Source organism: Roseomonas chloroacetimidivorans (genome assembly GCF_049629625.1).
Lineage (GTDB): Bacteria > Pseudomonadota > Alphaproteobacteria > Acetobacterales > Acetobacteraceae > Roseomonas > Roseomonas chloroacetimidivorans.
The window spans coordinates 1-25,467 of the sequence record NZ_JBNBZS010000037.1 but is presented as its reverse complement, the minus strand read 5'-3'; the positions used below and the strand labels follow the sequence as shown (position 1 = coordinate 25,467).

At 70.4% G+C, this 25,467-nt stretch carries 25 protein-coding genes and 1 pseudogene; 8 read left to right on the top strand and 18 right to left on the bottom strand.

Annotated elements, in window-relative coordinates; genetic code table 11:
- The first annotated feature begins 46 nt into the window (after positions 1-46).
- From ACO1BU_RS22970 to ACO1BU_RS22955, 4 genes are read left to right on the top strand one after another with little or no spacing between them, the layout of a single operon-like run.
- A complete protein-coding gene (locus tag ACO1BU_RS22970) occupies positions 47-1,021 on the top strand; it encodes a Bug family tripartite tricarboxylate transporter substrate binding protein (RefSeq protein ID WP_424138293.1) in 975 nt (324 codons plus the stop codon).
- Positions 1,018-2,577 carry a class I adenylate-forming enzyme family protein gene (locus ACO1BU_RS22965; protein WP_424138292.1) on the top strand — a complete coding sequence of 520 codons (1,560 nt, stop codon included), beginning with the start codon at positions 1,018-1,020 and terminating at the stop codon, positions 2,575-2,577. The genes ACO1BU_RS22970 and ACO1BU_RS22965 overlap by 4 nt, the downstream gene beginning before the upstream one ends.
- A gap of 2 nt (positions 2,578-2,579) precedes the next feature.
- Positions 2,580-3,737 (top strand): thiolase C-terminal domain-containing protein, encoded by a 1,158-nt coding sequence (locus ACO1BU_RS22960; protein ID WP_424138291.1) that lies wholly within the window; start codon positions 2,580-2,582, stop codon positions 3,735-3,737.
- Positions 3,734-4,150 carry a Zn-ribbon domain-containing OB-fold protein gene (locus tag ACO1BU_RS22955; RefSeq protein WP_424138290.1) on the top strand — a complete coding sequence of 139 codons (417 nt, stop codon included), beginning with the start codon at positions 3,734-3,736 and terminating at the stop codon, positions 4,148-4,150. The genes ACO1BU_RS22960 and ACO1BU_RS22955 overlap by 4 nt, the downstream gene beginning before the upstream one ends.
- A gap of 15 nt (positions 4,151-4,165) precedes the next feature.
- Here the strand turns inward: ACO1BU_RS22955 and ACO1BU_RS22950 are convergent, their stop codons facing one another.
- From ACO1BU_RS22950 to ACO1BU_RS22875, 16 genes are all read right to left on the bottom strand, one after another.
- Positions 4,166-5,125 carry a Bug family tripartite tricarboxylate transporter substrate binding protein gene (locus ACO1BU_RS22950; protein ID WP_424138289.1) on the bottom strand — a complete coding sequence of 320 codons (960 nt, stop codon included), beginning with the start codon at positions 5,123-5,125 and terminating at the stop codon, positions 4,166-4,168.
- Between the two features lie 7 nt (positions 5,126-5,132).
- Positions 5,133-6,098: a tripartite tricarboxylate transporter substrate binding protein gene (locus ACO1BU_RS22945; RefSeq protein ID WP_424138288.1), complete on the bottom strand. Its 966-nt coding sequence runs from the start codon at positions 6,096-6,098 to the stop codon at positions 5,133-5,135.
- Positions 6,099-6,128: 30 nt separating this feature from the next.
- A complete protein-coding gene (locus ACO1BU_RS22940; RefSeq protein WP_424138287.1) occupies positions 6,129-6,920 on the bottom strand; it encodes an enoyl-CoA hydratase-related protein in 792 nt (263 codons plus the stop codon).
- On the bottom strand, positions 6,917-8,425 hold the full coding sequence (locus ACO1BU_RS22935; protein ID WP_424138286.1) for an acetyl-CoA acetyltransferase: 1,509 nt from the start codon (positions 8,423-8,425) through the stop codon (positions 6,917-6,919). The genes ACO1BU_RS22940 and ACO1BU_RS22935 overlap by 4 nt, the downstream gene beginning before the upstream one ends.
- Before the next feature lie 2 nt (positions 8,426-8,427).
- Complete coding sequence (locus ACO1BU_RS22930; RefSeq protein WP_424138285.1) at positions 8,428-10,530, bottom strand: acetate--CoA ligase family protein; 2,103 nt, start codon at positions 10,528-10,530, stop codon at positions 8,428-8,430.
- Positions 10,527-11,600 (bottom strand): acyl-CoA dehydrogenase family protein, encoded by a 1,074-nt coding sequence (locus ACO1BU_RS22925; RefSeq protein WP_424138284.1) that lies wholly within the window; start codon positions 11,598-11,600, stop codon positions 10,527-10,529. The genes ACO1BU_RS22930 and ACO1BU_RS22925 overlap by 4 nt, the downstream gene beginning before the upstream one ends.
- Before the next feature lie 4 nt (positions 11,601-11,604).
- Positions 11,605-12,792 carry an acyl-CoA dehydrogenase family protein gene (locus ACO1BU_RS22920; protein WP_424138283.1) on the bottom strand — a complete coding sequence of 396 codons (1,188 nt, stop codon included), beginning with the start codon at positions 12,790-12,792 and terminating at the stop codon, positions 11,605-11,607.
- A gap of 28 nt (positions 12,793-12,820) precedes the next feature.
- Positions 12,821-13,921, bottom strand: a complete 1,101-nt coding sequence (locus ACO1BU_RS22915) for an NAD(P)H-dependent flavin oxidoreductase (protein WP_424138282.1) — start codon at positions 13,919-13,921, stop codon at positions 12,821-12,823.
- Between the two features lie 266 nt (positions 13,922-14,187).
- Positions 14,188-14,634, bottom strand: a complete 447-nt coding sequence (locus ACO1BU_RS22910; protein ID WP_424138281.1) for a MarR family winged helix-turn-helix transcriptional regulator — start codon at positions 14,632-14,634, stop codon at positions 14,188-14,190.
- A gap of 210 nt (positions 14,635-14,844) precedes the next feature.
- Positions 14,845-15,579 (bottom strand): SDR family NAD(P)-dependent oxidoreductase, encoded by a 735-nt coding sequence (locus tag ACO1BU_RS22905; protein ID WP_424138280.1) that lies wholly within the window; start codon positions 15,577-15,579, stop codon positions 14,845-14,847.
- Positions 15,580-15,589: 10 nt separating this feature from the next.
- Positions 15,590-16,366 carry an SDR family NAD(P)-dependent oxidoreductase gene (locus ACO1BU_RS22900; protein ID WP_424138279.1) on the bottom strand — a complete coding sequence of 259 codons (777 nt, stop codon included), beginning with the start codon at positions 16,364-16,366 and terminating at the stop codon, positions 15,590-15,592.
- Entirely contained in the window at positions 16,359-17,234 is an 876-nt protein-coding gene (locus ACO1BU_RS22895) for an SDR family NAD(P)-dependent oxidoreductase (protein WP_424138278.1), read from the bottom strand. Before ACO1BU_RS22895 ends, ACO1BU_RS22900 begins: the two co-directional genes overlap by 8 nt.
- Before the next feature lie 14 nt (positions 17,235-17,248).
- On the bottom strand, positions 17,249-19,771 hold the full coding sequence (locus tag ACO1BU_RS22890) for a branched-chain amino acid ABC transporter ATP-binding protein/permease (RefSeq protein WP_424138277.1): 2,523 nt from the start codon (positions 19,769-19,771) through the stop codon (positions 17,249-17,251).
- Positions 19,768-20,637, bottom strand: a complete 870-nt coding sequence (locus tag ACO1BU_RS22885; protein ID WP_424138276.1) for a branched-chain amino acid ABC transporter permease — start codon at positions 20,635-20,637, stop codon at positions 19,768-19,770. The genes ACO1BU_RS22890 and ACO1BU_RS22885 overlap by 4 nt, the downstream gene beginning before the upstream one ends.
- An 8-nt stretch (positions 20,638-20,645) precedes the next feature.
- Positions 20,646-21,872 carry an ABC transporter substrate-binding protein gene (locus ACO1BU_RS22880; protein WP_424138275.1) on the bottom strand — a complete coding sequence of 409 codons (1,227 nt, stop codon included), beginning with the start codon at positions 21,870-21,872 and terminating at the stop codon, positions 20,646-20,648.
- A 33-nt stretch (positions 21,873-21,905) separates the two neighbouring features.
- A complete protein-coding gene (locus ACO1BU_RS22875; protein WP_424138274.1) occupies positions 21,906-22,859 on the bottom strand; it encodes an alpha/beta hydrolase in 954 nt (317 codons plus the stop codon).
- A gap of 144 nt (positions 22,860-23,003) precedes the next feature.
- Between ACO1BU_RS22875 and ACO1BU_RS22870 the strand changes: the two genes are divergently transcribed.
- From ACO1BU_RS22870 to ACO1BU_RS22855, 4 genes are read left to right on the top strand one after another with little or no spacing between them, the layout of a single operon-like run.
- Entirely contained in the window at positions 23,004-23,174 is a 171-nt protein-coding gene (locus tag ACO1BU_RS22870; protein WP_424138330.1) for a hypothetical protein, read from the top strand.
- A complete protein-coding gene (locus ACO1BU_RS22865; RefSeq protein ID WP_424138329.1) occupies positions 23,155-23,463 on the top strand; it encodes an alpha-hydroxy-acid oxidizing protein in 309 nt (102 codons plus the stop codon). Before ACO1BU_RS22870 ends, ACO1BU_RS22865 begins: the two co-directional genes overlap by 20 nt.
- On the top strand, positions 23,460-23,699 hold the full coding sequence (locus ACO1BU_RS22860; RefSeq protein WP_424138273.1) for an MDR/zinc-dependent alcohol dehydrogenase-like family protein: 240 nt from the start codon (positions 23,460-23,462) through the stop codon (positions 23,697-23,699). Before ACO1BU_RS22865 ends, ACO1BU_RS22860 begins: the two co-directional genes overlap by 4 nt.
- A 5-nt stretch (positions 23,700-23,704) precedes the next feature.
- Positions 23,705-23,836: a hypothetical protein gene (locus ACO1BU_RS22855; protein ID WP_424138272.1), complete on the top strand. Its 132-nt coding sequence runs from the start codon at positions 23,705-23,707 to the stop codon at positions 23,834-23,836.
- Between the two features lie 266 nt (positions 23,837-24,102).
- Here the strand turns inward: ACO1BU_RS22855 and ACO1BU_RS22850 are convergent.
- Both ACO1BU_RS22850 and pcaG read right to left on the bottom strand, forming a co-directional pair.
- Positions 24,103-24,755: pseudogene (locus ACO1BU_RS22850) on the bottom strand (beta-keto acid cleavage family enzyme).
- 25 nt (positions 24,756-24,780) lie between these two features.
- Complete coding sequence (pcaG, locus tag ACO1BU_RS22845) at positions 24,781-25,386, bottom strand: protocatechuate 3,4-dioxygenase subunit alpha (RefSeq protein ID WP_424138271.1); 606 nt, start codon at positions 25,384-25,386, stop codon at positions 24,781-24,783.
- Positions 25,387-25,467: the final 81 nt, after the last annotated feature.

The window sequence follows — 25,467 nt, the reverse complement described above, 5'->3', positions numbered from 1 at the left end:
GGCGAATCGCTAGGCAAAAGGCAAGGGGAGGGCGGCAGTGAGGAGTATGTCCATCTCAGCGGGCCGGCGCGGCTTTCTGGCAGCGTCGGGGGCTGCCCTGGCCATGCCGCGCATCGCGCGGTCGCAGGGGTCCTTCCCTGACCGGCCGATCACCCTCATCGTCCCGGCCCCACCCGGCGGCTCATCGGACGTCACGGCGCGGGTTCTCGCTGCTGTCGCGTCGCGTCGGCTGCCCCATCCCGTCGTCGTCGAGAACCGGCCCGGTGCCAGCCAGACGCTTGGCCCTCTCGCTGTGGCCAGAGCGCGGCCCGACGGCTACGTGCTGTCTCAGCTGCACGCCTCGAGCATTCGCCAGATTCTCCTCGCGAAGCTGCCCCTCGACATCCCGACCGACTTCACGCCAATTCTCCAGGTTACGGCGTTCAACACCGGCCTGATCGCCCGTACTGGCCGCTTCCCCGGCGGGTGGAAGGACTTCGTGGCGGAAGCGCGCCGCCGGCCCGGTGAGGTCTCCTACGGCAGCACGGGCACAAATGCCGGCCCGCATATCGGGATGGTGCTGCTCGCGGAGCGCGAACGAATCGAGCTGAACCACATCCCCTTCCGAGGGGATGCCGACGGCGTCTCGGCGCTGCTCGGCGGGCATGTCGACGCGATGGCGGGGTCCACAGGGATCGGGACGGCCGTGGACGCCGGGCAGGCGACATGGCTGAACCTGTGGTCGCCCGGGCGGCTGCCGCGCTGGCCGGACACTCCGACGCTGAACGAGCTTGGCTACATCGGCGTCGTCGTAGACCTCGCCCTCGGGATCGTCGGCCCAGCCGGCCTGCCACCGGACGTCGCCGCGCGGCTAGAGGAGGTGCTGGGCGAGGCGGCGCGCGACCCGGAGCACCAGGCGATCCTGGCGCGCTACGACATGACCCTGAACCTGCGGGACCGCCGCGCCTATGTGGAGTTCCTGCGCGAGACGGTCGGGACTGAGCGGGCGCTCATCGAGCGCCTTCACCTGCGGGCGGCATGAGCAACCTCCCGGAGTGGGCGGCGGGCAGTGTCGCCCTGGCGTCCCACGGCGTGACCGTCGGGGCACTGTTCGCTGACCAGGCGAGGCGGTGCGGCGCCCACCCAGCCATCGAGGAGGGTGGGTGCCGCCTCACCTACGCCGCCCTGAACGGACGGGTGAACCGTCTCGCCCGAGCCCTCGCCGGGCTGGGCCTGAGGCGGGGTGACCGCGTGGCGATCCTGTCGGAGAACCGCACCGAGTACCTGGAGGTTCAGCTCGCCGCCGCCAAGCTTGGCGCCATGGTGGCCTGCCAGAACTGGCGGCAAGCGGATGCCGAGCTGGCTTGGTGCCTCGACCTCTGCGATGCGCGCCTCCTCCTCGCCTCCGAGCGCTTCGCGGCCGTGCCAGGGCGGCTGGGATGGTCCGGGCCGGTGCGGTTCTTCGGGGAGGCGTATGAGGCGATGCTCGCCGCCGCCTCGGACGCTGAGCCGCCGGACGCGGCGGAGGCCGAGGACGGGCTGGTGATGCTCTACACCAGCGGCACGACCGGGCGGCCGAAGGGGGCGGTCATCAGCCACCGTGCCGTCATCGCCCGCTGCGCCATCTCCCGCATGGACGGCTCGCTCTTCCCCGAGACCGCCACGATCTGCTGGGCGCCCTTCTTCCACATGGCGGCCACGGACCCCGCGCTGGGCATGCTCGTCTCGGGCGGCACCGTCATCATCCAGGACGGCTTCGACCCGGATGCCATCGTCGAGACAATCACCCGCACGGAAATCGGCAACCTCATGCTGATGCCGGCCACGATCGACCGCCTCATCGCTGCGCTCCACCGCGGGGGCGCAAGGCCGAAGCCAATCCGCGTCATAGGCTCCATGGCCGACCTCGTGCCGCGGCAGCAGATGGTGGAGATCACAACCCTTCTCCAGGCACCATACCGCAACACCTTCGGGGCCACGGAGACAGGGCCGGCGCCGGCCAGCCGCGGCGTGATCCCGATCGGAACCGTGCCCGAGCGCATGTCCAAGGTGCAGAGCTCCCTCTGCCGCGTCCGCCTGACCGACGAGGAGGACCGGGAGGTGCCGGACGGCGAGCCGGGCGAGATGACGCTGCGCAGCCCTGCCCTGTTCAGCGGCTACTGGCGCAACCCGGAGGCGAACGCGGCCGATTTCCGGGGGGGCTGGTTCCACATGGGCGACGTGTTCCGCCGCAATGCGGACGGCACGCTCGATTTCGTCGATCGCCGCAAGTACCTCATCAAGTCGGGCGGGGAGAACATCTATCCAGCCGAGATCGAGCAACTTCTGCTCGCCTCGCCCCGCATCCATGACGCGGCCGTGGTGCGCCGCCCTGACGCACGGTGGGGGGAGGTGCCCGTGGCCTTCGTTGTCCCCGCTGCCGGCGACGTGACGGCGGAGGAGGTGATCGCGCTGTGCCGCGGCCGGATCGCCGGCTACAAGCTGCCCAAGGCCGTGCGCTTCATCGCGGCCGAGGCCCTGCCGCGCAGCACCACCGGCAAGATCGTGCGGCACGAGCTGGAGGCGATGCTCGCAGCCGACGCGCCGGAGGGGCGCTGAGGATGGAGTTGGCCCGCGCCAGCGCCGTCACCGGGATTGGTGAGACCAGCTACCGGCGTGACGCGCCCCGGAAGCCGGCTATGGTGCTGCTGCTCGAGGCCTCGCTGCGCGCGATCGCGGATGCCGGGCTGTCCCCGCGCGAGATCGACGGCGTTGTCATCCCCATGGGCATCGGGCCGGCGGTCGCGGAAGACCTGATCACGAATCTCGGCCTGCCGGACCTGCGCTTCTCCTCCGTGACGTCTCTCGGCGGCGCGGGCTCGGTCGCTGCACTCCAGACGGCAGCGGCGGCGGTGGCGGCCGGAATCTGCCGGCACGTGCTGCTGCCCGTCGCGCGCACCGGCCGTTCCGGCCCGCGCATCGGCGGGCGGCTCGCGTTAATGCCGCAATTCCGCGCGGTGGCGGAGTTCGAGGCGCCGCATGGGGCCAACGCGCCGGCGCAGTATTACGCGCCGATGGCCCGCCGCCACATGACGCTCCACGGCACCACCAGCCGCCAGCTGGCCGAGGTCGCCGTCACCACCCGGGCCCACGCCATCCTCAACGGCAATGCGGCGATGATGCAGCCCATCACGATCGAGGACCACCAGGCATCCCGCATGATCGCCGACCCGCTGCGGCTCCTGGATTGTAGCCTGGAGAGCGACGGCGGCGCAGCGGTGGTGGTCAGTGGGGCCGGGCCGGCGCGCGACGGGCCGCGGCCCCTGATCCTCCTCGCCGGGCTGGCCGAGGGCCACGCGGACTCCCCCATGGCCATTACGCAGCGGGACGACATGACGCGGTTCGGCCTGGCCAAAGCGGCGCCGCGCGCCTTCGCCATGGCCGGGCTCCGTCCCTCCGATATCGACGTGGCGGAGATCTACGACTGCTTCACCTACGTCGTCCTCTGCCAGATCGAGGACCTCGGCTTCTGCGGGAAAGGGGAGGGTGGAAGCTTCGTGCAGGGCGGCGCGCTCAGCCTCGGTGGCCGGCTACCGGTCAACACCCATGGCGGGCTGCTGTCGCAGGCGCATGTCGCGGGCATGAACCACGTCGTGGAGCTGGTCCGCCAGCTCCGCCACGAGGCGGGCGCGGCGCAGGTGAGGGGGGCGGAGACCGGGTTGGTGACGGGCTTCGGCGACCTGGGTGACGGCAGTGTCGCCATCATGGTGCGCGCATGAGCGGCGAGGCCCAGGTCCCGATCCCCTGCCCGGAGCCGACGGAGGAGAGCCGGCCTTACTGGCATGCCCTGGCGGCGGGACAGCTCCTGCTCCAGCACTGCGCCGCCTGCGGCCGTATCCGCCACTACCCCAGGCCGCTCTGCGACGCCTGCCATTCCTTCGACACCGACTGGATCGCGGCGTCCGGCCGCGCCCGCGTACACAGTTGGACGGTGGCCCACCACGCCTTCCACCCGGCCTTCCGCGGCGCGTTGCCATACCTGCTTATCACGGCGGATCTGGAGGAGGGTGTGCGGATCCTGGCCCAGGGCCGCGGCCCGGTCGGGTGGGAGCCGGCACCCGAGCAGCCGCTCCGCGTGGGTTTCGAGGAGGCGGCGCCCGGCCTCATCCTGCCCGTGCTGTGCCCGGCCTGAACCCGGGGGCGTGCCCTACCCGTGCCCCTGTTCCAGCCTGCGCACGAGGTCCTGCTCCTGCGCCACGCGCTGCTGCAGCATCGCCCCGTAGCCGGCGGCGTCCCTGACGTCCGGCAACATGTCGTAGCGCTGGAGCGCGGCGAGGTGCGCCGGATCGCGCGCAGCCTCCAGGAAGGCGGCCGAGAGTGCGCGGAGGATCCCCGGGTCGGTCCCGGCCTGGGCGACGATGCCATAGGGCGAGGTGAAGACGTCCATCGCCGTGTAACCCAGCTCGCCGAGTGTCGGGGCGTCCGGCCAGTGCGGGAGGCGGCGCGGCGTCCAGAGGTGCAGCCAGGCCAGAAGCTTGTCATCCACCGGCCCGCCCATGCCGGAGGTGCCGGCCATCGCGTCAACATGGCCGCCGAGCAGGGCCTGCAGCCCGTCGGACTCGCCGCGGAACGGAATGTGGTTCACCTCCAGCCCCTCGCGCCTCGCCAGCTCTGCCATGCAGAGATGCGTGTTGGTGCCGACACCCGTGTTCCCGACGGAGAGCTGGCCCGGCCGCCCGCGCGCCTCTGCCACGAAGTCCACCCAGCCCTTGGGGAAGCGTCCCGCCTTCGCTGCGGCGCCGAGCGTGTAGGCCGCGACGTGGACCACCGGCGCCAGATCGTTCAGCGGGTCGAAGGCCAGCTTCTGCATCAGCTGGACCCGAATGGCCGTAACCGGAAGCTGCGACAACAGATAGCCGTCCCGCCGCCCACGCGCGACAGCCATGGGCCCGAGAGTCTGACTCGCCCCCGGTCGGTTCTCGACGACGACGGGCTGCCCCAGGCGACGCGTGGCGGCCCCGGCGAGGGCGCGCAGCGTGGCGTCGGTGGAGCCGCCCGGCGGCGTGGGGCAGATCAGCGTGACCGGCCGCTCCGGAAAGCCGGCCGCGCGGGCGAGGGACGGCGCGGCGATCGCCGCCGAGTGGAGGATGCGCCTACTGACGTTCATGGCGGGCCTACACCGGCTGCAGATTGAGGCGGCGGATCAGCTCGTGCTCGCGCGCAGTGCTGTCCACGAGGTCCTGGCGGTACGCATCGCTCGTCTTGAACTCGGCGATCATGTCGAAGCGGGCGATGCCCTCGAGGAAGTCCGCGTCCTTCAGGCGGGCCTCGATTCGGTCCTGCAGCAGCCTCACCACCTCCGGCGCCATACCGGCCGGCCCGAGGATCCCGAAAGGTGAGGTGAGCACCATGCCGTCATAGCCGAGCTCCAGCAGCGTCGGCGCGTCCGGCCAGCGCGGCGCTTGCCGCGCGGACCAGATGTGCAGCCACTTCACCGTGCCGCCATCCACCGCGCCGCCGAGCGACGAGGAGCCGGCCGTGCAGTCGATGTGACCGCCGAGGACGGCCTGCAGCGCGTCGGCGTCGCCGCGGAAGGGAACGTGGTTCACCTCGAGCCGCTCCCGCACCGCCAGCTCCGCCATGCCGACATGCGGCGTGCCGTTCACACCGGTGCTGCCGTAATTGAGCTCGCCGGGCCGCCGCCGCGCCTCGGCCACGAAATCCGCCCAGCCGTTCGGGAAGCGGTCGCGCCGCGCGACGCAACCGACGGTGAAGCCGGAGACGTGGGCGACCGGCGTGAAGTCCTTCAGCGGGTCGAAGGCGAGCCGGTTGAGGATCTGCACGCGGAGCGAGGCGGTGAGGAAGGCGGTCAGCAGGTAACCGTCCGGCCGTGCCCGGGCAACCGCGGCGGCGCCGAGCGTCTGACTGGCGCCCGGCCGGTTCTCCACCACGACGGGCTGCGGCAGGTGCTGCGACATGCCCTGAGCCAGCAGCCGGAGAGAGGTATCCAGGCCGCCGCCCGGCGGGGCCGGCGCGATCAGCGTGACAGGCCTCGCCGGATAGGCTTGGGCCCGCGCGACGGCGGGCGCGGCCAGCGCCCCCCCGAGCAGCGCCCGACGGGGCAACACGATCCTGACCATCTCTTCCTCCCTGCCTTACCCGCCCGGCTCTCAGCGGCCGGTCCAGCGCGGCTCCCGCTTCTCGACGAAAGCGCGCGGGCCTTCGCGGTAGTCCTCGCTGGCGTAGATCCGCTTCCGGGTCTCCTGGCCCATCGCCGCCATCGTCGCCTCGTCCAGCTCCGCGGAGCGGCGGGCGATGGCGAGGCTCTCACGCACGGCCAGCGGCGCATTGCGGGCGATCGTCCCGGCTAGCGCGAGCGCCGCCTCGCGCAGTTCCGCGGCCGGCACGACGCGCGAGACCAGCCCGTGCGCCGCGGCCCGCCGCGCGTCGATCGGCTCCCCCGTCGCGATCATCTCGAGCGCTAGGTTACGCGGAAGCGCGCGCGGCAGGCGCTGCACCCCGCCCGCCAGCGCCACGAGGCTGCGCTTCACCTCCGGCAGGCCGAAGGTGGCGCCTTCGACCGCCACCACCATGTCGCAGGCCAGCACCAACTCCAGCCCGCCCGCGAAGGCCGGCCCGTTCACCGCGGCGATCCAGGGTTTGGCACGCGCGGCGTGGGTGAAGCCCGCGAAGCCGCCGCGCTCCGTGAAAAGGGAGGTGGTGCGGCCGCCCGCCACCTCCTTCAGGTCTGCCCCGGCGCAGAAGGCCTTGTCACCCGCGCCTGTCAGGATACAAGCGCGGATCTCGGGATCCGCCTCCGCCGTTTCTACCGCTGCTTCTAGCGCCGTGGCCAGCGCGCCGTTCACGGCGTTCCGCGCCGCGGGGCGGTTGAGGGTGACGAGCAGGACGTGCCTGCCCACCCGCTCGGTCAGGACGGTCTCGGTCGCTGCCTTGTCGCTCATGCCAGCCTCCATGCGAGCAGCCCTTCAGCGCCGGACGTGGTGCGCCCCTCCAGCCCGACCGGGCTCCGCGAGAGCTCCGTCAGCGCGGCGATTGCCTCCGTGTCCGCGGCGGGGACGCGCGCGATGATCCGTGCGCCGGCCGGCGTGCGCGCGACGACAGTGCCGTGCGTCGGCGCCCCGTCGCGTCCATAAAGGACCGTGCTCGCCTCGACCCGCGCGGGGCCGTCGTACTCCGGCACGATCGCAGGCGCCGGGCCGTGGCGCCGGTCGGCCTCGTCCTGGCGGACGTAGTCCCCGGTCTCCAGCGGCCGCGGTGGCGGCTCGCGCCCTAGCACGAGTGCGTGGTGCTTTGTCACATGGCCGCCCTGGCCGTAGAGCAGACCCGGCCCGCCGCTGGACTCCCGCAGCCGCCGAACCATCGCGGCGGCCGCGTGGGCCATGTAGTCGTTCACGGGCGCACCGAAGAAGGTCAGCCCGCCCGCCACGCTCGGCTCCGTTCCCTGCGGCAGGCCCAGCGAGCGCCGCGCCATCTTCGGCACTGGGGGGAAGCAGCTGTAGAACTCGCGCGCCACGAAGGCGTCGGAGCGGCTGCCGGCCAATTTTACGGCCGCCTCCAGCACCACGTCCATGGCGGGGGCGGCATGGAAGTTCTCGCGCGTCAGCACGGCGTGGGGCTCGTCCGCCGCCGCGCCGCCCCAAATGTGGATTAGACGGCTCTCAGGCACGCCGGCAGCCCGCGCCTCGCCCAGGCTGGTGACGAGGATGGCGGCGCCCTGATTTACCGCGGGCTGTGCCACCGTCCACTTGGTGAAGGGCCACGCGACGGGGCGGTTGTCCGGCCCCGGTCGGGTGATCTCCTCCGGCTCCAGCTGTCTCCCGCTCCAGGCACAGGGGTTGCGCGCGGCGATGGCCGAGAAGTCGGACCACAACGCCCCGGTCTCCTCCAGCCCCTCCGCCGGGGTCTGTCCCCAGTGGGCCTGGGTAGCGCTCTCGTAGAGGGCGTAGAGCGCCAGCGGCAGCACCATGCCGTGCCGGATCAGCTCGGGATGCAGGTAGGAGCGGTCGACGCCCTTAAAGTCCGGATCGCGCGGTGCCCAGGGAAGGGTCATGCCGGCTTTCCTGGCCTGCTGCACGCTCCGCTCAGCCTCGCCACCGCAGATCGCCGCGGCCTGGCTCTCCCCGCGTGCGATCCGCAGGGCGGCGTCATGAATGCGGCGCGTCGGCGTCTCGCCCCCCAGCACCCCGTAGACCCGGCGCGCGGGCGCGATTCCCAGCCGCTCCGCCAGGCGCCCCGGCATGTCCGTGCTCGGCCAGGAAACGACGTTGATGACGTCGAGGGAGTCCAGGCGCCGAAGTAACGCGGCGCCCGCATCCGCCTCCGCAGCCCGGAGCGCGGCCTCCATTAGGGCAAGCGGCTCGAGCGCGCACGCCGGGTCGGCGGGTCGGTCGATCGCCTCGCCCACGCCCGCGATCACGGGGATGCGGCTCGGATCGGTTTGCGCCACGCTCAGTGCTCCCCGCCCCGGCGCGTCGCCAGGGCGTCCAGTGCCTCGACCTGCCCGCCTCGGACGAGCAGCGGGTTCACCTCGAAGGCCTCCAGGGCGTCTCCGAGCGCGAGCGCCGCCCGGCCGATGCCGAGCACCGCGTCCGCCACGGCGCCGAGATCGGCGGCGGGCATGCCCCGATAGCCCCCGAGCAGCCGCGCCGCGCGCAACTCGGAGAGCATGTCCAGCACGTCGTCCCGCCGCGCGGGCAGCAGGCGGAGAGAGGTGTCCTTCAGTGCCTCGATCCACACGCCGCCGAGGCCGAGCGCCAGCACGGCGCCCCATTGCGGGTCGCGCTTCACGCCGACGAACAGCTCCAGCCCCCCCCGGCGCATGGGCGCCACCAGCACACCCTCAATCGCGGCCTCCGGCCGCGCCCGGCGGACGTTGCCAAGAATCGTCGCATACCCCTCCCGCACTGACTCCGCGCCCTGGCGGTCGAGGAGCACGCCGCCGATGTCACTCTTATGCGCGATATCGGGCGAGGCGATCTTCATTGCCACCCGCTCGTCACCCGCGGCGCGCACCGCGTCCTCCGCGTCGCGCGCCAGGGCGAAGGGAACGACCGGCACGCCGTGGCGGCGGAGATGGTCAAGCGCCTCGTGCTCGGAGGCGGGGAAACTTTCCGCCCCGGTCCCGGCCGGCGCCTCCTCCGGTACCGCGGCCGCACTGCGCTGACGGGCCGACCACGCGACGGCGTGTCCGATCGCGCCGAGCCCGAGCGACAGCCCGCCGGAGACGTAGGAGAGCCCCGCCTCCGCGGCCAGTCGGCGCGTCGTCTCCGTGGAGACCTTCGGCGTGTGGCTGATCGTCAGCACCGGCACGGACAAATCCTTCATGCCGCGCCCGATGGAGGCGATGGAGTTGGTGTAGATCGCCGTAGCCTCCTGCTCCGCCCCCGGCACGTCGCAGAGGCAGGCGATCAGCCCAAGTTCCGGGTCCTCGGCCAGGACGCGGACGGCGTTCTCCATTAGCGTGCCGTCCAGCATGGCCGCGCCGGTCACGTCGAGCGGGTTGTGCGGCGTGGCCATATCCGGCAGCACTGCGCGCAGCGCCGCTGTCCGCTCCCCCGACAGCGCCAGCAGCGGCACGCGCGCGGCCTCCGCGCCATCGGCCGCGATCTCGCAGATGCCGCCGGAGATGGACACTACGGCCACCTTGTCCCGCGTCAGGCAGCCCGTGCGGCCCATCACCTCGGCCGTGACCAGCAGCGCTTCTAATGAGTCCACGCGCGCTATGCCGAGTTGCCGGCACACCCCGTCGAAGACCTGATCGTCTCCAACGAGCGCACCGGTGTGGGACTGCGCGGACTTTGCCGTAATCTCGCTCCGCCCGACCTTCAGCACCACCACCGGCTTGCCGACGCGGAAGGCGCGCTCCGCGGCCGCGCGGAACCGCACGGGGTCGCGCACCGTCTCGGCGAAGAGAGCCATGGAGCGGGTGGCGGGGTCGTCCACCAAGTAATCCAGCACCCCCGCCAGGTCGAGGCCGGCCTCGTTGCCGGTTGCCGCGATGAAGCTAAGGCCGATCCCCTGCTGGTGCGCGAAATGGCCGAGGAAGTTGGCGACGGCGCCGCTCTGCGACACCACGCCGACATGGCCGGGCAGGGCGGGACGCCGCAGGGAGCCAGTCCAAAGCGCCGCTCGCTCCGCGAAGTTGATGAAACCGAGGCAATTGGGCCCGAGCAGGCGCATGCCCCGATCCGCGGCGCGGGCGGCGATCCGAGCCTGCAGTGCGGCGCCCTCTCCGCCGGTCTCGGCCAACCCGCCGCTCAGCAGCACGGCGTTGGCGATCCCGGCGGCCGCAATGTCATCCAAGGCCTCCTCCAGAACGTGGGCGGGCAGCATCAGTAGGGCGGTGTCCACCGCCTCACCTATCGCGGCGCAGCTCGCCGCGGCCGCCTGCCCGTGCGCGGATCCGCCACCGCGGCGGACGAGGTGGACGCGCCCCGGGAATCCGAGCGCGGTTAGGTTGTCGTATGCTGTGCGGGACCAGGCGGAGCGGTCCGTGGCGCCGACCAGCGCCACGGCGCGCGGCCGGAAAAAGGACTGCAGCCCAGGTCTCATGGCGCGTGTTCCGAAACGGGTGGTTGAATTGGGCGAAGGGCGGCGGCCTCCGCCCGCAGCCGGGATGGGCCGCCGAGGAGCTGCCGGTTCAGCCCAATCCGCTTGAACCAGCGGTGCAGCCCAAGCTCCTCAGTGAAGCCAATGCCGCCGTGCACTTCGATCGCCGTACGCGCGATCATCTGCCCCGCCTCGGCCATGTAGGACTTTGCGTGGGCCGCCAGCCGCGCCGCGTCAGGCAGCACGTCCTGCGCGTGTCCCGCGTGCCAGACAAGCGAGCGGCCCGGCTCCAGCTCTGCAGCCATACCGGCGCAGAGGTGTTTAACGGCCTGGAAGCTGCCGATGGGCCGCCCGAACTGCCGGCGCTCCTTCGCGTAGGCGACCGCCCGCTCGAGCATTAACGACGCCGCGCCGAGCGTGTCCGCCGCGATCGCCACTCGCGCAGCGTCGATCGCGCGCCGGAGCGCAGCGGGCCCGTCGCTTGAGGACAGCGGCTCCGCCGGCACGCGGTCCAGCCGCAACGTGGCAACCGCCCGCGTCTCGTCAATGGTCCGCAGCGGGACGGCATCCAGCCCGGGAGCGCCGGCCTCCACCAGGTACAGCCCGCCGCTGTCATCGGCGAGGATGAAGGCCGCGGCCCCCGCCGTGTCGAGCACAAAGACCGCCTCGCCGCTCAGCTTCCCGCCCGAGACGGAGACGGAGAAGTCTTCGCGTATCCCGGCTGCGGCGCCCGAGACCCCGACGCCGACCACCGCCTCGCCAGCCGCGATCGCCGGCAGCCAGCGCGCGCGCTGCACCCCGCTGGCAGCACCCAGCAGAGTGAGCGGCGCCAACACCGCGGTGCCGATGAAGGGCAGCGGCGAGACATGGCGGCCCAGAGTCTCCGCCGCCAACACTGCGTCCATCACGCCGAGCCCCAGCCCGCCATGCTCCTCGGGGACGAGAAGGCCCGGAAGGCCCGTGGCCACCGCCACCTTCCAGGCATTGGACCCGCCAGCAGACCCCTCGGCAGACAGCATCCGGTCTAGGCTGTCCTGCATCGCCCGCTGGGTATCGGTGAGCGCGAACTCCATCGCTTCAGCCCCGCGCCGCCTCGCGGGGCAGGCCAAGGCCGCGCTCCGCGATGATGTTCTTCTGGATCTGCGCCGTGCCACCGCCGATGATGAGGCCAAGGTCGTACATGTGCTGGTACTGCCAGGCGCCCTCGTCTCGTAGGTGCGGCGTCTCACCATAGAGCGTGCCGAGCTCCCCCATGACGTCGATTGCCAGCGCATCCATCTGGTGGTTCAGCTCGCAGCCCTGCAGCTTCACCACCATGCCTGCCAGCCCCGCCGCTTCGCCGCGCTGCGCCAGGGTGAGCAGACGCAACCCGTGCGCGCGCATGGCCGCCACCCGCGCCTCCAGCTCCATCAGCCGGTCGCGCAGCGCAGGATCGTCGATAGCGCGGCATCCGTCGGCGCCCTCCCTCTCCATCAGCTCACCGAGGCGGGCGAGGCGCACCGCCATGCGGTCCGGGTCCCCCAACATCCCGCGCTCGTGCTTCAGCGTGGCGTTCGCGACGTGCCACCCCCAGCCGCGAGGGCCGACGAGGTTGGCCTTCGGCACGCGCACGTCAGTGAAGAACACCTCGTTGAAATTGGCCTGCCCCGTCATCGTACGGAGCGGCCGCACGGTGATCCCCGGCGAGCGCATGGAGAGGATGAGATAGCTGATGCCATCGCGTTTCGGCTTGTCCGGGTCGGTGCGAAATAGGCCGAACATCATGTCGGCAACATCGGCGAAGGAGGTCCAGATCTTCTGACCGTTGATGACGAAATCTTCGCCGTCATCGGCAGCGGTGGTCCGCAGCGAGGCAAGGTCCGACCCCGCGTCCGGCTCGGAGTAGCCCTGACACCAGATGATCTCGCTCCGCAGCGTGCGCGGTATCCACTCGCGCTTCTGCGCCTCCGTGCCGAACTCTAGCAGGGTGGGCGTGAGCATCGCGACACCCTGCCCGGAGAGGCCCATCGGAACGCCTGCCGCCGTGAACTCCTCCGCAACGATGCGGTCACGCATCGGATCGTGCGCAGCGCCGTAGCCGCCATACTCCCTCGGGATATCGCGCGCGGCATAGCCGTGCTCAATGAGCAGCGCCTGCCACTCGCGCACTTCGATCGACCCGCGATATGGGTTGAACCCCTTCGGGGCGCGTTGGCGATGCGCGGCGATGAAGCCGCGCAGCTCCGCACGGAAGGCGGTCTCCTCGGGGCCGTCGGCGAGATCCATCAGGGCTGCTCCGTCACCTTCGCCGCTGCTAGGCCATGGCCTGTTTGGCCTGGACCTGTGCCAGCCGCTCCATCGCGTCCAGGTATTCCTCGATCAGCTGCTGCATGACGTCGCGCACCGATCGCTCCGAGCTCATCGCGCCGACCACCTGGCCTGCGGGATAGGAGTAGAAATCCTGGCGCTGGGCGCGGTCGATCCGCGCGCGCGCATCCCGGTACAGCAGGCCCTGCAGAGGTGGCGGCAGGGTAGGCGGCGCATCGGGTGCGTCCCAAGCCGCCGTCCAGCGGCTCCGCAGCAGGCGCACGGGCTTTCCTGTCATCGACTTGCGCTGGATAGCGTCCTCGGCGCGGGCACCGAACAGCGCCTCCTTTTCATAAGGCAACAGCTCGCTCTCGCGCGTGCCGAGCCATATCGTGCCGCACCACACGCCCTCTGCGCCCATTGCCAGCGCCGCCGCGATCTGGCTGCCATGGCTGATCCCGCCCGCCGCCAGCACCGACAACTCCCCGCGCGCGGCCTGCACCACCTGCGGCACCAGCACCATGGTGCTCAACGTGCCGGTATGGCCGCCCGCTTCGGTGCCCTGCGCGACGAGAAGGTCGCTGCCTGCCGCCCGGTGATGCTCCACATGGGCCGCGCTGCCGCATAAGCCTCCGACCAGTACGCCGCGCGCGTGCAGCGCCTCCACTGCCTCGCGCGGCGGCGCGCCGAGGGCGCTGACCACCAGCTTTACCAGGGGATGCCGCTCCGCCACGGCCAGCAGCTCGCGCGCGCCCGCGGGCGTGCTCGTGCGCTCCCGCGCGCGCAGCTCCTCGCGCACGCGGGCCTGCTCGGCCGCCGGAAGTGGTGGAATTCCGGCCTCGTCGAGAAGGTTCGAGACGAAATCGCGGTGCCGTTGGGGAATGAGCTCCCAGACCGGTCCCGTCGCGCTTTCCGCCGCCTGGTCGTAGGTGCCCGGAATGAGCACGTCCACGCCGTAGGGGCGTCCGCCCACGTGCGCGTCGATCCAGTTCAACTCCGCCTCAAGCTGCTGCGCGGAGAAGGTCACGGCACCCAGCACACCAAAGCCGCCCGCCTTCGTTACCTCCACGATCACGTCGCGGCAGTGTGAGAACGCGAACACTGGCATGCCGCAGCCCAACGTACCCAGGATTCCGGTTGTCATCGGCGACTCCCTTCAGCACAGAGCTTCGTGCAGGCCACCACCTGGCCAGCTCTCGGCGGTAACTGATCCATAGCTAAATGCGCATGTCGGACTGGTGGGATCGTATCGACCGCATCGTTCCCTCTGCCGAGCGCACTTCGCGCCGTTCCTGATTTGCGCCGAGACTGTCAGATTGATGTTGCCTAGTCAACATGGTCACGTGAGTCATGGCCGCCGTCGCGACCTGACCTTCAGCGGCCGGAGGCGTTCTTGCCCGGCGGCTTGCTCGGGTTGGCACCGTCCTGGCCGATGGCGTTCATAAGGGGAATGTTGTCGAGGAAGCGATGTAGGAACCGAATGACGAGCTGCCTCTCCTCAGCGGTGAAGCCGCTCAGCAGCGCCTCCTCGCGCGCCAGGGCGAGGACCAGGATCTGCTCGTACACCCGCCTCCCCTTCGGGGTGATCGCCAGTTCCACCGTCCGGCCGCTCACGGGCGTCGAGCGGATGAGCTTCTTCTCCTCCAGCACTGCCACGCTCCGGCTGACCGCGGCCTTGTCGAGGCCAATCAGCTGACAGATCGCGGCATTGGTCCCCTTCGGCTCGACGCCGAGATAGGCAAGCACGCGCCAGTCCGTGATTCCGAGGTCGAAGCGCTCGCGGTAGAGGCGCGACGCACCGCTCGACATGCGATTCGTCACCCAAAGTATCAGGCCCGGAACGTAGCGGCTCAGATCGAGCCTGTACCCGCGGGCCGCATGATCTTCCGCGCTAGGCGGCATACAGGACTGTCTCCGTCATCGGCAGGTCCGGCGCCGGCGGGATGCGCCTGGGCCGGCTCCGGGAGACACTGCCACAGGGGGAGCGGCCGGGCCATGGCGAGCACGCCCCCCAGGAGCCCGTAGTGGCCTCTACAGCGATAACCCTCCGTCGATGGCGATCTCGGCGCCCGTGATATAACTGCTCTCGTCCGAGAGCAGAAACAGCACCAAGCGCGCGACGTCGTCGCTCGTCCCCATCCGTCGCAGCGGGATCTGCGTCGCGCGCCGCCTCAGGTCCTCGGGGTCGCGGAACGCCAGCATTTCCGTGTCGATGAGGCCGGGGTGGATTGAGTTTACCCGGATGTTCCTTGGCGCCACCTCCACTGCGACAGTCTTTGTCATGCCGCGCAGCGCCCACTTGGTGCCTCCGTAGGCGACGCTGTTCGGCAATCCCTTGAGGCCTGCCAGTGAGGAGACGTTAACGATCGACCCGCCGCCCGTCCGCTCCAGCAACGGTATCGTGAGCTTCATGCCGAGAAATGTGCCGAGCTGGTTCACACGCCACTGCTGCTCAAAATCCGCCGCCTCCGTCTCGGCGAGCGATCGCGGCCGGTAAACGCCGGCATTGTTCACTAGCCCATCCAGGCGGCCAAGGCGGGACGCCACCTCCAGCACGGCGCCCCAGTCAGCCTCGCGTGTCACGTCCTGCGGGTGAAAGATCACGCGCCCGCCCAGTTCGCGCGCCAGGGCGAGGCCCTCGGCCTCCAGGACGTCGCCGACGATCACCGAGGCGCCACGGGCGGCTAGCAGCCGGACCTCCGCCTCGCCCTGCCCGCGCGCACCGCCTGTTACGAGAAATACGCGGCCTTCGAGGGGATTCGTCATGGCAAGTCTCCTATGGCGTCTCGGTCCAGGCTACTCCGGCGTCGCCGAACGCAGCCCAGCCTCCATCCACGCCGAGGACGCTGCCGGTCACGTAGCTTGCAGCGGGCGAGGCGAGGAAGTGGATTGCCTCTGCTATCTCCGCCGGCTCCGCTAGCCGACCCATCGGAATGCGGCTGTTCAGCCGGCCGATGTCAATGGAGCCTTGCTCTTTAAGCTTGCGAACCAGGTCGGTCGCGGTGAAGCCCGGTGCCACAGCGTTTACTCTTATCCCGTAGCACGCCCATTCGCACGCCATCGAGCGCGTCATAGCCACGATGCCGGCCTTGGCGGCGCCATATGCGTTCCGCCGCGGCAGCCCCGTCACGCCGGCGATGGAGCTGACATTGACGATCGCGCCCCGCCCTGCCGGGATCATCGCCCGCGCGGCCTCGCGCGAGACGGCGAAGGTGCCGGTCAGGTGGATGTGCAGCACGCGCTCGAAGGCGTCGACCGGCTGTTCGAGCGTGGGAATGTGTGGACTGCCGATGCCGGCGTTGTTGACCACGGCGTCCAGCCGTCCGTAGCGCGCCATCACCGCCCCGACCGCCCGCTTCACCTCCTCCTCCGCCGAGACATCGCAGCGCAGCGCGAGGTGACCGGGGCCGAGATCTCGAGCTCGCTCCGCGGCCCGCTCCTCCTGCAGGTCCAGTATCGCGACGGCGTGGCCGGCCCGGGCGAAGCGTTGCGCCGTCGCTAGGCCGATGCCGTCCGCAGCGCCGGTGACGAGGGCTACAGGCTGGTCATGCATGTGGCGGCTCCTCGGTGGACAGCCAGGCCCCGCCCAGCGCGGACGGGTCGTCGAAGGCCGGCCCGCCCTGAACGTCCCGGAACGCCTCGGCGATCGCGGCGGCGCGGCGGGCCGCCACCGGGGCGTACTCGCCATGGGTCAGGATATAGGGGAGGTTGCGGCGGATGCCGTCGACCACCCGTGCAGCGACGTCGGACGCCGACATGGCGGACCGCAGCCGCTCGGCCAGGGCTTGCCGTTCCGCATCGGAGGCCGGGTCGCCGGCGCTGTCGCGCACCGAACGCGCCACGATGCCGGTGGCGACGAAGCCTGGGCAGAGCACGGACACCCCGACGCCTCGCGCCGCCAACTCGAAGCGCATGACTTCCGAGAGGCCGACGACGCCGAACTTCGAGGCGGTGTAGGCTCCCAGCTCCGGCGTCGAGAACAGGCCGCAGACCGAGGCGGTGTTCACGACATGTCCGGGTGCGCCCGGTGGCAGCAGCTCCGTAAGGAAGAGATGCGCCCCGTTGAAGACGCCGGTCAGGTTAATCTCGATCAGGCGGTCCCAGAACTCGGGTGCGAAGCTTCCGATGGACGCGCGCCGTGATGACACCCCGGCATTGTTGACGAGGATGGAAGCCGACCCGAAGCGGCTGCGGATCGCCCGGGCCGCTCCCTGCCAGGATGTCCGGTCGGCGACGTCCAGGGTTACCGGAAGCACCTCCACCCCCGTGGCGGCAAGGGTGGCCGCCTCCTGCTCGAGCGCGTTCCTGTCAATGTCGGCCATGGCCACCCGCGCCCCCGCTTCCGCCAGGGCCCGGGCCGTGGCGGCTCCGATGCCGCTGGCCGCGCCGGTCACGACCGCCACCGAACCCGAAATCTCCATCCCCATCCCTCCGTTCAGGTCACCGCTTCCTGGGGCACCGCAGCGACGCCGAGCAGCCTGGCCTGCAAAGCCGTGTCGACGCGCAGCGCCTCGGCCTCTCCCTCAAAGGCCACACGACCGTTGACGAGAACGTAGGCCCGGTCGGCGAGCGGCAGCACCAGCTCCGCGTTGTGCTCCACGAGGATGATGCCGGCACGGCCGCGCAGGCTGGCGACGGCTGCCATTACCTCCTTGACGATCGCGGGCGCGAGTCCCTCGAACGGCTCGTCGAGCAGGATCACGCGCGTCGGGAACATCAGCACTCTCGCGATGGCCAGCATTTGCTGCTCTCCGCCCGAGAGCGTGCCCGCGCGCGAGGAGGCGAGGAGCCTCAGCTTGGGGAAGAGGGCGTAGGCCTCCTCCAGCGTGCCGCCGCCACGCCGCACCGCGAGTAGAAGATTCTCCCGCACGGTCAGGTTTGGGAAGATCCGCCGGCCCTCGGGTACCAACCCGATGCCGCGGCGGTTGATCGCGTGCGTCGGCAGACCCGCGATCTCCTCGCCGTCCAGCGTGATGCGACCGGCGGTCCCGGGCAGCGCGCCGGTGATCGCCTTCAGCAGCGTGGTCTTTCCCACCCCGTTCCGGCCCAGCAGCGCTACCACCTCACCCTGGCGGAGGGTCAGGTCGATGCCCTGCAGCACCGTGCTGCCCTCGTAGCCTCCCCGCACCCCCTGCAGCGTCAGCAGCGGTGCCGGGCGGCCCTCGGACTGAGGGGCGGTGTGCCGCGCCAGCGCCTCGCCCAGCGCGGCGCCGCTACCGACATAAGCCGCGATCACGGCAGGGTCACGCGCCACCGCCTGCGGCGGCCCGTCGGCGATCAGCCGTCCCTGATGCAGCACGGTGATCCGACCCGAGAGCGACATGACCCGGTCGATATCGTGCTCGATCATGAGGACCGCATGGCTGCGCGCGACCTCTAGCACCACCTCGGAGACGACGTGCCGGTCCGCCTCCGAGAGCCCTGCCAGCGGCTCGTCTAGCAGCAGCAGGTCGCCGGCAGAGCCCAGCACGATTGCGAGGTCCAGCAGTCGCTGCTCGCCATGCGACAGGTCGGCACACAGATCGCCCGCGCGATCTGCCAACCGCACGGCGGCGAGGATGCTCCAAGTCCGGGCCTCCACCGCCGCATCGTCACACGCGTCGCGCCACCAGCCGAAGCGCTGCGGGCTGTGCGCCTGCACGGCGAGCCGCACGCATTCGAAGGCCGACAGCCCGCGGAACAGGCTGATGATCTGGAAGGATCGGCTCAGCCCCAACCGCGCGCGGCGATGCACGCGCAGGCGCGTGATCAGCTCGCCCTTCAGGCGGATCTCACCCGCATCCGGCGCCACCAGGCCAGTGATCATGTTGAAGAAGGTGGTCTTGCCCGCGCCGTTCGGGCCGATGAAGCTGTGGAGCCCCACCGCTTCCACATCCAGCGAGATGTCGCGTGCCGTGACGATGGAGCCAAAGGACTTCGAAAGGCCCCAGACCGAGAGGATCGGCCCCGTGAAGGCCGGCGCGACACGGCCGTCGTGGAAGGGCGTGATCCGGTCCGGACGGCGCGGCGGCTCGACGCGGGTCAGGCTCTGCCGTCCGCCCTTTCCGATCCTGTTCCAGGCACCCTGAAGGCCACCGGGTGAGAGCAGGATGAAGGCGACAATCACCGGCGCGAAGAGCAGCCACCAGTGTTCCGTGACAAGGCTGAGTTGGTCCCGCAGCACCACGAAAGCCATCGCCCCCCAGAGCGGGCCGAGAAAGTGGTGCACCCCGCCCAGAACCGCCATCAGCACGGCGTCGGCGGCGTGCTGCCAGCCGAGGTTGTTCGCGTAGGCCCCGCGCACGAGAAAGGCGAGCAGCCCGCCGCCATAGCCGATCAGCAGCGCCGAGAGGGTGAAGGCAAGGAGCTTGTAGCGATAGGTGTCATAGCCGATGCATTTCGCCCGCTGCTCGTTGTCGCGGATCGCCTGCAGCACGCGGCCCGGCGGCGCGTGCACGAAGCGCCAGAGCAGCAGGAGCAGCAAGGCGACGGAGGCGAGGCAGAACAGGTGGAACGCCATGGGCGAGGCGAACAGGACGCGCGGCACGGATTGCAGCCCGTTCTCCCCACCTGTCATACCGGTCCACTTGAAGGCGACCTCGAAGGCGAGTTGCGACAGCGCTAGGGTCAGCAGGGAGAAATAGAGCCCCCGCCGTCGCAGGACGAGTGCGCCGGCTACCAGGCCCAGCAGCACCGAGGACAGCACCGCCGCGCCGAGCGCCGCGACCTCGTTCGGGACCACACGCAGGGCGACGATGGCGGCCGCGTAGGTTCCGACGCCGAAGAAGAGCGAGGCGCCGAAGGACATCAGCCCGGTGTAGCCGAGCAGCAGGTTCACCCCGATCGCGTAGAGGGCGTAGATCGCGATCTCCGTGACCCGGTCGAGCGGGATGCCCAGCGTGGGCGCCGCGGCGGTCAGCGCCCCGAGTATGACGAGGAAGACGAGGACCGGATGGGACAGCAGCCGGCGCGGCGTCATTCGAAGCGCTCCCATTTGATCCCGAACAGGCCGCGCGGGCGCAGTAGCAGCGTGAGCAGCATGAGCACGTACATGGCGGCCCCTGAGGCCTCCGGCCAGAACTGGACGCAGAGGGAGGTCACAATCCCGACCGCGAGGCCCGCGATGATCGCGCCGGCGTAGGAGCCCAGGCCGCCGATGGCGACCACGACAAAGGCCGGCATGATCGCCGCCTGCGAGATGCCGGGCATCACCGTCCAGATCGGCGCCGCCAGCACGCCCGCCACGCCCGCCAGCCCGGCTCCCAGCCCGAAGGCGGCGGTCCAGACGCGGGGCAGGTTGATGCCCAACAGCCCCACCATCTCCGGGTCCCGCCCGCCGGCACGCAGGATACGGCCATAAGGCGTGAAGGTCAGAAAGGCCCAGAGCGCCGCCAGCAGCGCGATCACCGCCAGCACGACGGCGGCACGATAATTGGTGATGAAGATGGGCCCGAACTCGCTGAAGCCCGCAAGGAATTCGGGCGTCGGGAGTGAGTAGGAAAGCGTGCCCCATGTAAGGCTGATTGCCGCCTCCAGGAACATGGCGATGGCGAAGGTCATGATCAGCCCTCGGAGCGGATCGGCGCCGTAGATGCGCCGGATGAGCGCGACTTCCAGCACCATTCCGACGGCGGCGGCGCCGAGCGGCGCCAGCGCCACCGCCGGCCAGCCGAAGTGCTGGTACAACGTCAGGGCAAAGTAGCCGCCCAGGGCGAAGAAGGCGCCGTGGGCGAAGTTGACGATGCCCAGAAGCCCGAGCACGACGGACAGGCCGATCGCAATCACGACGTAGATGAACCCCAGGGCGACGCCGTTCGCGACCTGGGACGCTATCATATCCAGCATGCCGGGACCTAGAGCGGTTCCATGCGGCAGCCGATCTCCTCGGGCAGGCCGAAGAGCCTGTTGAGGTCGTCAGGGCTCCTGGCCGCGGAGGGCTTGAGCGTCAGGATGCGGTGGCGGTCCGCCGTGTTCTGCCGCGCTTCGGCCACCACCAGGCGCCGGAGCAACTGGTGGTCCCAGTCACGGAAGGACACGGGTGTGTCGCCATCCGACAGGCGCATCCCCTCCAGGGCCCCCACCAGCTTCGCCGCGTCGGTCGACCCGGCCTGCCGAACGGCCTCCAGCACTAGCCGCGTGCCATACCACCCGGCCCAGACGCGATCGCTCGGCGGCGTCCGGGTCTGCGCCGTGTAATCCTGGACGAGCTGCCGGTCCTCTTCGCTGTTCGCGGGATCGTCGAAATACCAGGTCTTGCCGTAGAGACCGGTCAGCGCGGGCGGCTTCACGCTCCAAAGATCGGTGTCGCTCACTGCCGGGCCGCCAACATAGACACGGCCGGTCAGGCCCATCTCGTTCATCTGGTTCAGGATCGGGCCTACATTGGGCGCGCCGCTGATCAGAACGTCCGGGCGCGTCTGGCGCACCTTCAGCAAATAGGCGCTGTAGTCGGTAGTGCCGACCGGCACCTGGTCGACGCCGGCGACGGTCCCGCCAGCGGCCTTCAGTTCGTCGCCGAAGGTTTTCAGCACGTCCTCGCCGAAGGTGAAGGAGGCGACGAGGAAGTACCACTTCTTCCCTTTCTCCAGCAGAGACGGCGTCATGGCCCGGGCATAGACTGGCACGGAGGCCGGCACGCGGAACATGAAGCGGTTGCACTGCGATCCCGTGGGTTCCCGGGCGCTGGAGTTCAGGCCGACGAAGGGCACGCGCTCGCGCTTCGCCGCGGCGCCCATGGCCAGGGTGTTGGCGCTGCTCGTGCCGCCGATCACCGCCGCCACGCGGGACTCGCCGATCAGCCGGGTGATGCTCTGCACGGCGTCCTGCGGCGTCGGCTCGTCCAGCCAGATCAGCTCGACCGGACGGCCGAGAATCTCGGTGGCCTGCTTGACGGCGAACTGCGCGCCCTGGGCGAGGTGCTCGCCCTGGTTGCTCATCGCTCCCTGCTTGGCGAGCACCATGCCGATCCGCACCGGCTCGGCCGCTGCGGCCGAGCCAATGAAGGGTGCCGGCAGCGCCGGCATGATGGCGGCACCGGTTCCTCTCAGCACGGCCCGGCGTGTCACCCGCATCCCGTTCATGATCTTTCCTCCCGTTCCCATCGTGGCGCCCGGCTAATCCGGCAGCGACGTCTCCAGGAGCGCTCGCCGTAGCGCCACGCCCAATTCGTCTAGGGCCTGATTAGCCGTCGGGAGTACCTTTCCCTGCGTCAGGAAGCCGTGCATCTGGCCGGCATAATGTCGGTGCTCCACGGCGACGCCCTCGGCCCGCAGGCGCTCGGCATAGGCGCTGCCCTCGTCGACTAGCGGATCGTGGCCGGCCGTTAGGATCAGGGCCGGGGCAACGCCCCTCAGGTCGGGCGCCCGCAGGGGAGAGACACGCCAGTCGTCCAGCGGTGTCCCCTCGGGCAGGTAGTGGTCGCGGAACCACGCCATGGTCGCCGTGGTCAGCAGGAACCCTTCCCCAACTCGCCGGTAGGAATCCTGCGTCATGCCAAGGTCCAGGGCGGGGTAAAGCAGCATCTGGAACCGGATGGGCGGGACGGTTCCCTCGCGCGCCATCAGGCCCAGGACTGCGGCCAGGTTGGCGCCGGCGCTGTCCCCACCGATCGCTAGCCGGGCAGGATCGACGCCGAGTGCCGTGGCGTTCCCGACGACCCAACGGATTGCCGCCACGGCATCCTCGACCGCGGCGGGGTATTTGTGCTCAGGCGCCAGGCGGTAGTCCACGGCGATCACGGTGCAACCCGACGCCCTGGCCAGGTGACGGCAGAGGCCGTCATGAGTTTGGAGGTCACCGATCACCCAGCCGCCACCGTGGAAATACAGCAGGACCGGCAGGGCCTCCGTCGAGGCCAGCGGTCTGTACAGGCGCAGGGGCAGCCCACCCGTGGACCCCTCGCACCGAAGATCCATGACATCGGCGACCTCAGCGGGCGGCGGCGCAGTGGCCGCTCGCGCCAGCACCATCGCCTCGCGCGCCTCAACGGGCGTCAGCTGGTGATAGGCCGGCCGGCCGGCCGCGCGCAGCATGGTCAGCAGTTGCTCCGCATCGCCGTCCAGCGCCAATGGCCGTCTCCCTTTCGCATTACCGCCTAACTCCAGCGGTTTCCGAAGACGCTATGAGATGGATGTTGCGAGGTCAACTCGCGATCTCGCAGGGTCGGAGGGACCAGCTGTGCCGTTCCCGCCCGGGGCGAGCCTGCTCCGGATATGCATCGTCCGCCGAGGCGTCCGGCCCGGACCCCGCGCTGGGCCTGGAGGCTGCTCCGGCAGCAGCGGATCACCGCCGCGATCTACGTCTCCGCCGGTTTCGGACGCGCCACCGCCGCCACGCGCTCGCTGGACGCGCAGGACCGCTTCAATCAGGCCGATCTCTGCTGAGAGGACCTGTCCTGGCTGCGGGAGCACTGGACCGGCCCGCTCTACGAAGGGAAGCCTCGATCCCGAGGACGCCGTCATCGCCGTGGACCGCGGCACCCGGCGCGGCAGCCACGTCTTCAAGGCGCTATGCCTCGGCGCGAAGCCCGTGCTCGCCGGCCGCCCCAGCGGCAGCTGTCGCACCGTCTGGAACGCGTTCAAGCGCCTCAGCTCGAGCCCTTCGGCGGAGGAGGGTGCGGCCCTCCTCACCGGCACGGCGCGCCGGGTCTGCCACCTTCCGGACGCGCCATGAGGGCCTGGGTTGTCGACCGCATCACGCCGGAAAGGGCGATACGCCTGGCCGATCTAGGCGATCCCATGCCGTCGGCCATGCAGTACCACGTCCGGATTGAGGCCAGCGGGGAGAACTACTTCAACACACCAATGATCCGCGGGGCCTACCAGAGCAGGCCCGCTCTGCCCTTTATCCCGGGCGTCGAGGTCGCCAACGCCATCGGCGCGCCCGGCGCCTGGGCACGCGCGTTGTAGGTAACATGCGGATCGGCGGCTACGCGGAACTCGGCCTGGTTGCGCGGCATGAGGAGAGCGCCATTGGGCTGGGCGTGCCGGTGGGGGGCCATAACCCTGCACGGCAACTCCCTACCTCGCTCTACGCTATCCGCTAGGCGGGCCCTCGAGAGGCTCCTGCTCCACGCGGCAAGGGCCGGATCACCGCAGCGGATGGTCCTTCGGCGTCATTGCGTCCGGGCTCAGGAAATTGAACAGCGCCCCGTCAGGCCGTCCGCTCGACGCATCCCAAATCCCATTCAAATCGCGGTAGCAGCGAATAAGGTTGCCATTCGGCACGAGAGAGAACTTCCGCCGCTTGTTAGAGTAGGCCAGCCGCTCGCAAGAGACGCGGCTGTTGTCTTCCAGCCCCGTCCGTACCCCCCTACGCCCCGCGCACCATCGCCCATTCCATCACGCGACCCTGGTTCGCGCCGATCCCCGCCGCGCACGTCGCCTTCGGCAAAACACGCCGAAGCTCGCCCAGCATCAGGTCCAGCAGGTGTTCCTCCGCCGGCATGGCGTTCTTCACGCCCGTGACGAACTGGACGTGCGGGCCTGCATCATCAGCCCGGCCTCCCACAACCGCCTCGCGCCGTGCAGGTGAGAGAGGTCGAAGACCTCGATCTCCGGCGGCACGCCATTGTCGCGCATGCCGGTCGCTAGAGCCTCCACCGGGGAGGTCGGGTTCTCAAGGACGATAGTAGGGAAATTCGCCGGTCCCGTGGAGAGCGAGGCCATGCCAGGGTTGAGCGGAAGAGAGGACCCACGCGCGGACGGGTCGCGCCCTTCGGCCGAGAACTGCAGGAGCATCTCCGGGCAGTGCTTCCGCACTCCCTCCTGAACCCGCACAAGGAACGCGGGATCGGAGGAGGACTCGTTGGGGTTGCGGACGCGGATGTGAACGAGCGACGCGCCGGCCTCGAAGGCCTCGTGCGTCGACTCGATCTGCTCGGGGAGAGTGATGGGCACCGCCGGACTGCCCTTCTTGCGCGGCACCGATCCGGTGATCGCGACCGCCACGACGACGGGGGCCATAGTCCTATCTTTCCGAGCCGCGCCCTCAGACGGCCATCCAGACGGTTTCGCCTTCGCCCTGGAGGCGGAGGTCGAGGTTCCAGCCGCCCTGTGCGGTGGGGCGTGCGATCAGGGTGGCGCGCCGGGGCTCGGGCACGGCCTTGAGCACGGGGTCGGTGGCGTTCAGCGGCTCGCCCTCGAAATAGAGCCGGGTTGAGAGGTGCTGGAGCAGGCCGCGGGCGAAGACGGCCAGCGCGACATGCGGGGCCTGCAGGGCATTGCCCCCGGCATGGGGTCCGACCGGCACCGGCCCGGGCTTCAGCGTCACGAAGCGGAAGCGCCCCTCCTTGTCGGTCCGGCTGCGGCCATAGCCCTGGAAGGCCGTGGGATCGCCCTTCTGGTCGGGGTAGCGGCCGGAGGGATCGGCGTGCCAGATCTCCACCATGGCATCCGTCACCAGCGCGCCGGTGCCGTCCCTGATTGTCCCGGTCAGGGTGATGCGCTCGGCGCCCTCGGGCAGGCTACCCGCGAAGTGGCGCGTGGTGTCCGCCCATTCCGGGAAGTCGATCAGGTGCCAGTAGGGGCCGGCGGTCTGGTGGGCGGTGGCGGGTGTCGCCTCGGAGGGCGCGAGTTCCGGGGTCGCGTCAGTCATGATGGCCATCCTCCATCGGGGTCGCCTCACGGCCGCGCAGGACGATGTCGAAGCGGTAGCCCAGCGCCCATTCAGGCCGGG